4 protein-coding genes and 2 pseudogenes are annotated in these 6,703 nt (G+C 72.8%); 3 read left to right on the forward strand and 3 right to left on the reverse strand.

Going from position 1 to position 6,703, the window contains the following annotated elements; all coding sequences use genetic code 11:
• Nucleotides 1-523: 523 nt before the first annotated feature.
• Nucleotides 524-1,930 (forward strand): annotated as a pseudogene (locus tag VFO26_RS05675) (FTR1 family protein); the annotation flags it as partial.
• A 225-nt stretch (nt 1,931-2,155) separates the two neighbouring features.
• Here VFO26_RS05675 and VFO26_RS05680 read toward each other — a convergent pair.
• Complete coding sequence (locus VFO26_RS05680) at nt 2,156-2,659, reverse strand: molybdenum cofactor biosynthesis protein B (protein ID WP_325113935.1); 504 nt, start codon at nt 2,657-2,659, stop codon at nt 2,156-2,158.
• 57 nt (nt 2,660-2,716) lie between these two features.
• Between VFO26_RS05680 and VFO26_RS05685 the strand changes: the two genes are divergently transcribed.
• Together VFO26_RS05685 and VFO26_RS05690 are read left to right on the forward strand one after the other, a co-directional pair.
• Nucleotides 2,717-4,300: a M2 family metallopeptidase gene (locus tag VFO26_RS05685; protein ID WP_325113936.1), complete on the forward strand. Its 1,584-nt coding sequence runs from the start codon at nt 2,717-2,719 to the stop codon at nt 4,298-4,300.
• A 2-nt stretch (nt 4,301-4,302) separates the two neighbouring features.
• A complete protein-coding gene (locus tag VFO26_RS05690; protein WP_325113937.1) occupies nt 4,303-4,776 on the forward strand; it encodes a VOC family protein in 474 nt (157 codons plus the stop codon).
• Here VFO26_RS05690 and VFO26_RS05695 read toward each other — a convergent pair.
• Nucleotides 4,773-6,464, reverse strand: coding sequence for an FAD-dependent oxidoreductase (locus VFO26_RS05695; protein WP_325113938.1), 1,692 nt, complete (start codon nt 6,462-6,464; stop codon nt 4,773-4,775). The genes VFO26_RS05690 and VFO26_RS05695 overlap by 4 nt on opposite strands.
• 16 nt (nt 6,465-6,480) lie before the next feature.
• Nucleotides 6,481-6,703, reverse strand: a pseudogene (locus VFO26_RS05700) (hypothetical protein); the annotation flags it as partial.

The following is a 6,703-nucleotide window of genomic DNA, read 5'->3' on the forward strand; positions in this document are numbered from 1 at the left end:
CCGCACGGCTGTGGAGCGCGTCCTCGCCGACCGCCCACGCGAGCTCGCAGCCGGCCGGGCGGCGCTCGACTCCGCGCGAGCCGCCGTTGAGCGAGACGACGTGCGCGGCTTCGCGGCGGCCCGCGGGTCGGTGTGGACGACGATCCTGCGCGCCTCGTATCTCGAGGCGACGACCGCGTCTGCGCGCGGCGATGCCCGCGCGGCGAGCAGCTGGCTGCTCGTGCGGGAGTTCCGTCCCCCGACCCGCTTCTCCCGTGCCGGCGCGGACGCCACGCTCGCGGTCGACCGCCTCGGGGCCGGGACGTGGCGACCCGCTCGGGCCGCCTCGGCCGTCCGCATCGACCTCCTGGACACGTACGACGGCAGGCTGCGCACGTCGGTCGCCGCCGTCCGGCACGCGAGCCTGGCCGGCTTCGACGCGAGGAGGGCCGAGGCTGCGAGCTCCGCCGCGGGGTACTGGCGGATCCTTCTCCCTGCCTACCGGGCCCAGCGTGGCGCCACGGAGACCGCGGCGACGTCGGCCATGTTCGAGCGCCTCGCCCGAGACGGGACGGCGGGGCGCGATACCGCGACCGTCCTCCGGAAGATCGACCGCGCGCTCGAAGGGTTCCGCGCCGCCCCGCTGAGCGATCGCGAGCAGGTGCGCCGTGCGGGCCAGCTCGAGCGGTTCCTCGAGCTGGTGCCGATCGAGTACGGCCGCGGGGTCGAGAGCGGCAGGGTCGTCCGCGACTTCGAGATCCAGGAGGCGATCACCTTCCGCGACGGCGCGGCCGCCGCGTTCGCGGATCTCCAGCCCATCCTGTTGCGTCGCGACGCGGCGGCGACCAGGCGGATCGGGGCTGCGCTGGGCACCCTCGACGACGCGCTCGCCGTAGCGTCGCGAGGCAAGGACGTCGCGAGCCCGGACACCCTCTCGGCGACGGTCGACGAGGCCCTCCGCCTCACCGCGGCCGTCTACCCCGATCGCTGGCAGGAGGAGGGCGGCGCCGCGGACTTCGACGTCATCTCGGCAACCCTCGACCGCGTGCAGTCCGCCGCAGCCGAGGGCGAATGGGGGCGGGCCGAGCAGGCTCGGCTCGAGGCGTACGGCATCTTCGAGCTCGGCCCCGAGCAGCGTCTACGCGGGCTCGCGCCCGGTCTCTTCCAGGCGATCGAGGGGCTGTTCTGGTACGGCGACGGCGACGTCGACGGCCTCGTGCAGCTCGTCAAGCGCAAGGCGGCCGCATCGGAGCTCGCCGCCAACCGCGCGGCGCTCGACGCCAAGCTCGCCGAGGCGGAGGAGCGCATCGGCGCAGGCCCCGGCTCGCGCGTCTCGGTCGTCACGAACAGCGCGATCATCGTGTTCCGCGAAGGCCTCGAGGCAGTCCTCATCCTGGCCGCGCTGATGGCGAGCATGGTCGGAGGGCAGCGGCGGTACCGTCGGCCGCTTCTCGGCGGCGTGCTGCTCGCCCTCGTCGCGAGCGCCGTCACGTGGATCGTCGCGCAGACGGTGCTCGGCTCCCTGGCGGGCTGGGGAGAGAAGCTCGAGGCGGCCGTCTCGCTCGTCGCGATCGCCGTGCTGCTGCTGATCCTCAACTGGTTCTACCATCGTGTCTACTGGCAAGAGAACCTGCAGGGCCTCCACCGCCGGAAGAAACGGGTGCTCGCCGGTGCGTCGCTCGGTCTGCTGTCCGCGCAGGCGCTCGGGCTGGTCGCGCTCGGCTTCTCGAGCGTCTACCGGGAGGGATTCGAGACGGTGCTGTTCCTCCAGGCGCTGACGCTCGAGGCCGGCGCGTTCACCGTGCTGCAGGGCGTCGGGCTCGGCTTCGTCGGCGTGCTCGCCGTCTTCGCGCTCGTGGTCGCGCTCGAGCGGCGCCTGCCGCACAAGAAGATGCTCGTCGCGACGGGCGTCCTGATCACGGGCGTCCTCGTAGTCCTGGTCGGTCAGACCGTGCAGACGATGCAGGCGGTCGGCTGGCTGGCCGTGACCCCGGTCGAGGGGCTGACGCTTCCGTACTGGACGGGGACCTGGCTCGGCGTGTTCCCGACCTGGGAAGGCCTCGTGCTCCAGGCTGCGGCCGGCGTGTTCGTCGTCGGCAGCTACCTCGCGGCCGAGGCGCTGCGGGCGCGCCGCCGCGCCCGCATCCTGGCGGCGCCGGTCGTCGCCCGGCCGTCGCTAGCGGCCGACCTCCCAGGCGAGGTGGGCCAGCTCGGGCTCGATCAGCTTCTCCCACGCGAGCGCGACGGCCTTGGGCGAGCCCGGCACCGAGACGACCACGGCGCCGCGATAGGTACCGGCGGTCGCGCGTGACAGCATCGCCGCCGCGCCCACCTGCTCCCAGCTGAGCATGCGGAAGAGCTCGCCGAACCCCGGCAGCGTCTTCTCCAGCATTCCGGCGAGCGTGTCGAAGGTGGTGTCGCGCCGCGAGATGCCGGTGCCCCCGTTGACGACGACGACCTGTGCGGCGCTGACGAGCTCGTCGACGGCCGCGCGGACCTCGTCGGGCTCGTCGCGCACGACGCGATAGCCCGCCACGACCGCGCCCGCCGCCTCGGCATGCTCGCGCAGCCAGAGGCCGTTCGAGTCGTCGTCGGGGGTGCGGGTGTCGCTGACCGTGACGACGCCGAGCGAGACCGGGCCTCGCTCGGCGGCTGCGGCGCGGTGCGCGTCGGTGCCCACGACGAGCGATCCTAAGCCTCCGACTCGGCCCGATGCGCGTCGGGTACGCTCGGCGCCGTGAGCGAGCCCGAGGCAGTCGTCACCCGAGCCGTCGATCGCATTCGGCCCCTGTACCGGGAAGCAGCGCTGTCGTGGTGGGAGGCGAACCTCTCCGCGACGGAGGAGAACGAGCGTCGGCGCGTGGCCGCGGAGCTCGCCCTCTCGGACGCGATGGCGGACGCCGACCTCTACCGCGACGTCGAGGCGGCCAGGTCGCAGAGCGGGAACGGCCTCGTCCGCCGCCAGCTCGACCTGCTTCACCAGAGTCTCGTGCCGCACCAGGTTCCCGAGGCGCTGCGGCATCGGATCGTCGAGCTCGAGGCTGCCGTCGAGTCCCGCTTCGCTCAGCACCGCGGCGAGGTCCGCGGCCGCCCCGTCGACGACAACGAGATCAAGCGCATCCTGCGCTCGAGCGACGACGTCGCCGAGCGCCGCGAGGCGTGGGAGGCCTCGAAGACCATCGGCGCGGCGGTGTCGGACGACGTCCGCGAGCTCGCCCGGCTCCGCAACGAGGCGGCACGCTCGCTGGGCTACCGCGACTGGTTCCAGCTCGCCGTCTCGACGTCGGAGATGGACGAGGACCTGCTGTTCGCGACCCTGGAGGAGTGCGACCAGCTGACCGTCGACGCATTCGCCACCTGGAAGGCGGTGACCGACGCGAGGCTCGCCGGGCGGTTCGGCTGCACGGTGGAGGAGCTCCGGCCGTGGCACTACGAGGATCCGTTCTTCCAGGAGGTGCCGGCGGCCGGCGGCGTCGACCTCGCCGAGGTCTTCGACGGGAAGGACGTGGTCGAGCTCGCGCGCAGGACCTTCGACGAGCTCGGCGTCGACACGGGCCGGATCCTCGACCGCAGCGACCTCTTTCCCCGCGACGGCAAGTCCCAGCACGCGTTCTGCATCGACATCGACCGGGAGGGCGACGTGCGCGTTCTCGCGAACGTCGAGCACGACCGCTACTGGGCCGACACGATGCTGCACGAGCTCGGTCACGGCGTCTACGACCTCGGCTTCGACTCCTCGCTGCCCTGGCTCCTCCGGGACTGCCACCTGACCCTCACCGAGGGGATCGCGATCCTGATGGGCCGCCTCGCCCAGGAAGGCGAGTGGCTGGCGGAGATCGCAGGGGTCGAGCCTGCGGAGGCCGAGGCGCTCGACACGCGCCTGCGCGCGGCGAAGGCTGCGGAGCTCCTGGTCTTCACACGCTGGGTGCTGGTGATGACCAACTTCGAGCGCGCGCTGTATTCCGACCCGGAGGGCGACCTTTCCCAGAAGTGGTGGAGCCTCGTCTCCCGCTACCAGCTCCTCACCCCGCCGGAGGGACGGGACGCTCCCGACTGGGCCGCGAAGATCCACGTCGCCTGCGCCCCCGTCTACTACCACACGTACCTCTACGGCAACCTCGTCGCCTCCCAGCTGCGGGCGGCCCTCGACCGCGTCGCCGGCGGCCTCGTCGGCCGTCGCGAGGCGGGTGCTTTCCTCGCCGAGCGGGTGTTCCGCGCCGGCCAATCGGTCCGGTGGGACCAGTTGCTCCGGGACGCGACCGGCGAGCCGCTCACCGCTGCCCATGCCGCGGCCGACATCGCACGCGGCCTCACGACCTAGAGATGCGGGCCGCCGGGCTCAACCACGTGAGCATCGTGGCGCACGATCTCGAGGAGTCCGTGCGGTTCTACGTCGACCTGTTCGGGCTCGAGCCGCTGCCCACGCCCGACTTCGGGTTCCCGGTGCAGTGGCTGCGCGCGGGCGCGCTCCAGGTGCACCTCTTCGAGCGTCCCGACGACCCGCCCACGTACGCGCACTTCGCGTTCGAGGTGGACGACGTCGTGGCGCTCTACGAGCGAGCGCGGGAGCTCGGGATCCTCGACCGCACCAGCTTCGGCTACGCCATCTCGGAGCTTCCCGGGGGCGAGGCGCAGCTGTACGTCCGCGACCCCGCCGGCAACCTGATCGAGCTCGACCATCCCGAGGGCGCGGCGGCACGCGCGCAGATCGAGGAGATGGTGCTGCTCTCCGAGCGCCGGCCCCAGCCCGACGGCCCCACGCCGCGGCTCTTCATCGCAGACCCGAGCGCGACCTAGGCGCTCCGCGGCTCGGGCACGGCCTGCGACGGCGTCGCCGCGGCGTTCGCGTCGAGCAGGCGATGGACGATCCGGATCGCGATCGAGCCCGCCCCGACGGCGGAGGCGACGCGCTTGACCGATCCGTGGCGCACATCGCCGATCGCGAGGACGCCCGGCATGCTCGTCTCGAGCGGGAACGGCTCTCGCTCGAGCGGCCAGCCGTCCCGCGGCACCTCCGCGCCGGTCAGCAGGAAGCCGTGGTCGTCCCGGGCGATCTCCGGCGGAAGCCAGTCCGTGTGCGGGTTCGCGCCGATCGCGAGAAACAGGCCGTAGGCGTGGACCGTCTCCTCGGCTCCGCTCGCACGGTCGCGCAGCACGAGGTGCGTCAGCCAGCCGTCGCCGCCACCCCCGACGATCTCGGTTCCTAGCCGTACATCGACGTTCGACGTCGCCGCCAGCTGGCGGACGAGGTAGTGCGACATTCCGGCCTCGAGGGACGTGGCGCGCGCGACGAGCGTCAGGCGGCGTGCGTGCCGGGCGAGATGCAGCGCCGCCTGCCCGGCGGAGTTCGCGCCACCGAGGACGTAGACCTCCTGGCCGGCCATCCGGTGGGCGTCCGAGCCCGCGCCCCCGTAGAAGACGCCCGCGCCGCCGAGCGCCTCGAGGGCCGGGATGCCGAGGCGGCGATAGGCGGCGCCGGTCGCGAGCACGGCGGCCCGCGCGCTGACGCGGCCGGACTCCGAGAGCGTCGCGACGAGCCGGTCGCCCTCGCGCTGCAGGCCGGTCACGTGCTGCATGAACGCGAAGCGGGCGCCGAGGATCCACGCCTGCTCGTGCGCCTGCCTGGCGAGCAGGGCACCGCTGATCCCCCTCGGGAAACCGAGGTAGTTGCGGATCATCGAGCTCGACCTCGCCTGGCCGCCGATCCCGACGGCGTCGACGACGAGCGTGCGGAACCCCTCGGACGCGCCGTACACGGCGGCCGACAATCCAGCAGGCCCGGCGCCCACGATCAGGAGGTCGGTCTCCGTGTCCTCCGGCTCGATCGACGTGCCCGTCGCCCGCGTCAGCTCGGCGTCGGTCGGGTTCACGAGCGTCGTGCCGTCGGGGAGGATCACGACCGGCAGCTCGGTGCCCGCGGCGGTGCTCTCGAGCAACGTCCTTCCCTCCTCGGAGTCGGCCAGGCTGAACGCGTGCGGGAAGGCGCACTGCTCGAGGACCGTGCGAAGCGCCGACGCCCGTCCGGTCCACGAGTCGCCGACCACGTGGATCGCGTACGGGACGGCACGCCGCTCCTCCGCCCACTCGAGGAGGAACGTCGAGACGGCCTGGTGGAAGAGCTCGTCCGGCGCCGCCATCGGCCTGACGAGGTAGTGGTCGATCCGACCGTGCTCGATCGCCTCGAGGATCGCGTCGCTCGCGTCGCGAAAGCCCCAATCTCCCCACCCGATCAGCAGCGCGCGCTTGGCGTGCGGATGTGCCTCTCGCACCTCCCCGAGCAGCTCGTTGCAGGCCGTGCGGTCATCCGTGTGCGCCGCGAGCACGAGTGCGACGGGCGCGCGCGCGACCCGGAGCTCTGCCAGGTGGCGGCGCGCCTCCTCCGCCGAGCCGACGCAGAGGACGCGGTAATGGCGCGCATACCGGTCGAGGAGCTCCCGCTCGAGATCCGCCAGGCCGGACGGGTCGCCGTCGACCGCAAGGATCACGGGCGGGATCATCGAGTCATCCCTCGATCGCGTACGTCTCGGCGACGTCAGCCGTCAGGTAGGCGGCGGAGGGGCTGCCGGCGGGAGTGAAGATTCCGAGCACGGCGAGCTCGGAGACCGGATCGGTGTTCTCGACGATATGGACCTCGCGCGGGTGCAGCCGGAACGCGACGCCCGGGGGAAGCGGCGAGACGTCGTCGCCGATGTGCAGCGCGCCTTGGCCTTCGAGCACCCAGACG

Origin of the sequence: Gaiella sp. (assembly GCF_035710885.1) — a bacterium.
In the GTDB taxonomy this organism is placed as follows: domain Bacteria; phylum Actinomycetota; class Thermoleophilia; order Gaiellales; family Gaiellaceae; genus Gaiella.